This window comes from Streptomyces sp. NPDC042259, from assembly GCF_055582085.1.
The window spans coordinates 1-2,652 of the sequence record NZ_JBVJDW010000029.1; the positions used below are offsets into that span (position 1 = coordinate 1).

Annotated in this window: 3 protein-coding genes; all 3 read left to right on the plus strand. The window is 70.4% G+C overall.

Annotation, left to right across the window (positions count from 1 at the left end; translation table 11 throughout):
- Positions 1–855: Scr1 family TA system antitoxin-like transcriptional regulator (locus ACZ6MA_RS33915; RefSeq protein WP_469438756.1), on the plus strand; the 855-nt coding region annotated here is incomplete at its 5' end.
- 20 nt (positions 856–875) lie between these two features.
- Positions 876–1,856 carry a hypothetical protein gene (locus ACZ6MA_RS33920; protein WP_469438758.1) on the plus strand — a complete coding sequence of 327 codons (981 nt, stop codon included), beginning with the start codon at positions 876–878 and terminating at the stop codon, positions 1,854–1,856.
- A 154-nt stretch (positions 1,857–2,010) separates the two neighbouring features.
- Positions 2,011–2,652, plus strand: a 642-nt coding sequence (locus tag ACZ6MA_RS33925; RefSeq protein ID WP_469438759.1) for an amino acid permease, incomplete at its 3' end; no start/stop codon positions are given.

Genomic DNA, 2,652 nt, shown 5'->3' on the forward strand with positions numbered 1-2,652 from the left:
ATCAGCGCCCTGGGAGACATCAGCATGAACACTGCGCCACCGGCCGCGCTCGTAGTGGGCGCATACCTGCGGTCCTTACGCTGCCGGGCCGGCAAAGCCCTGCGGGACGCGGCCGCCGCGACCGGCTACAGCATCGCAACGGTCAGCCGCTGGGAGCGGGCCGAAATCCTTCCTTCCGAGGATGACCTCGTGGCGCTCCTGTGTCTCTACGGCCGCTGCAGCGCCTGGGAGCTCGACGGTCTCAAGCACCTGCTGGCGCAGGCCCGCACCTTACGGGCATCTCACCCGGCCGGGGATGTGGCTCCCGGCTGGCGGGTCCGCTTGGCCGGTGTCGAACGGCAGGCCACCACCATGCGCGTCTACTCCTCCCTCATGGTGCCGGGCCTGCTCCAGACCCCCGCCTACGCGCAGACCCTGGCCAGGCGGCACCACGGGCTGATCCGCGACCCCGACCTTCAGGCCGTCACCGCACGGCCCGCCCCTGGAGGACACCCCTCAGGGTGCCGGGTGGAGGTCCTGCTGGAGGAGTCGGCTCTGCGCGGTGCTGACTGGGGGCGCGGGGTTGTGGCAGGCCAGTGCTGGTGGCTGCGCCGTGCGGCCGCCCAGGGGCAGATCGAGGTCCGCTTTCTCAGCCCGGAGCGGGGGCAGGGCGTGCCGGCGGGCAATCTCAGCGAGCTGTCCATGCCCGGCGGGAGCGCATTGTTTGTCCAGGAGTCGCTCGCGGTGACCTACTCATGCGCCGGTGACGGCTCTCTGCGCACGGTGCTGGACGGCTTATGGGCCGAGGCGGGATCTGCGGAGGACGGGTTGGCCGTGCTCCGCGGGATCGAGGACCGCTGCGGGGAGAAAGGGTGAGCGCCCGGGGGTTCTGGCCGGTGTATCACCCGGCAGGCCTGGATTACGAGTTGCACACGGCGTTGGAGGAGCTGGAGGCCGGCCGCTGGCTGGGGATGCGTAACCTCCTGGCCCGCACCGGGACGCGCTGGGGGCTGCGGACCGCGCGGACCCAGGTCCTGGCGGCCGCGGCCGCCCGCTCAACGGTCATCCAGGAATGGGAGGCCGAAGAGAGCGGCAGCGTGGACGTCACCGTGATGCGGGCCCGGGTCGCGGTGGAGCGGGCCCTGTGGGGGCAGCGGAACCAGCTCCCCGGTGTATGGCAGGTGGCGCAGGAGGCCCGCTCGGCCTGTGAGGCAGCGGCTCGGTGTGCACCCGCTGACCCCATCCCGTGGGTGTGCCTCTTGGCGCTGGCGCAGTTGGATGAGCGGCAGATGCTGGCGGTGAACCGGGCCCAGGCGCCGGAACGCATGCTTCCGCCGGGCCCGTGGGGGCTGCTGAAGCAGGCGCTTTTGCGGGACCCGGGCAACCGTGAGGCGTGCCATCGCATGCTGCAGTTCCTGTATGTGCGGGCGGGCGGTTCGCGCGCCGACGCGATCGATTTCGGGCGATGGGCCGTCTCCTGGGCCCCGGCCGGCTCAGCACTTCGGGTACTGCCGCTGTACACCTACGCGGAAAGTCACGGGTACCGGCGGCAACGGGGTGAGGAACTGCTCGGTCGCGGGGAGTGGGCTGCGGACCACGTCCTCCATGACATCACACGCGCGCTCGACGGCTGGTTCAATCACCCGGTAACGCCCCTGGCGGAGCGGTCGGTTCTCGACCTCAGTCATCTCGCGCACGCCCTGTGGGCAGCCCACCAGTACGCCGACGCGGCCAGGGTGTTCACCGCGATGGGCCCCTACGCCGCGCGGCTGCCCTGGTGGTACGTCAGTGAGGACCCGAGCCAGTGGCAGGCGGAATTCGTGCGCGCCCGCACCCAGTCCCTGTCCTATGCCCGCAACCACCCTCCGTCCGCATGACCGCCCCAGCATGCCGGGCTCCACCGGCCCCCCTGTCACCCGCCGCGTTCTTTCGATCCGCGTTCTTGGAGGTTCTGCCGTGTCCCACGCCCACTCCCCCCACCCACGTTCCCGCCCCGCCCCAGACCGTGATGAGCAGCATGACGACGTCCAGCTGCGCCGGCTCGGCTACGAGCCCGTGCTGTCCCGGAAGATGACCCCGCGCGGCAATTTCGCGATCAGCTTCAGCGTGATCTCCGTGCTGTCCGGCTGCATGACCCTCTACGGTTTCGGGCTGACCACCGGTGGCCCGGCCGTGATGATCTGGGGGTGGGTCGTTGTCGGGCTGATGGTGATGCTGGTCGGCGGCGCCCTGGGGGAGGTCACCAGCGCCTACCCCACGTCCGGGGCCTTGTATTGCATGGCGGACCAGCTCGGCGGAAGGCGGTGGGGCTGGTACACCGGCTGGCTCAACCTGCTCGGCCTGCTGGGGGCGATCGCCGGCATCGACTACGGCGCCGCCCTCTTCACCGGGGCCTTCCTGAACCTCCAGTGGGGCATCGATCCGACCCCCGGTTTGGTCATGGTCATCTTCCTCGCAATTCTGCTGCTCCACGCCCTGCTGAACCTCTTCGGGGTCCGGCTGGTCAGCGTCCTCAACTCCGTCAGCGTCTGGTGGCACCTGATAGGCGTCGGCGTCATCGTCACCGCCCTGGCCCTCGTCCCCTCCCACCACCAGTCCCCCGGCTTCGTCTTCGGGCACTTCACCAACGACACCGGCTGGTCCAGCCCCTGGTACGTCGCCGCGATCGGCCTG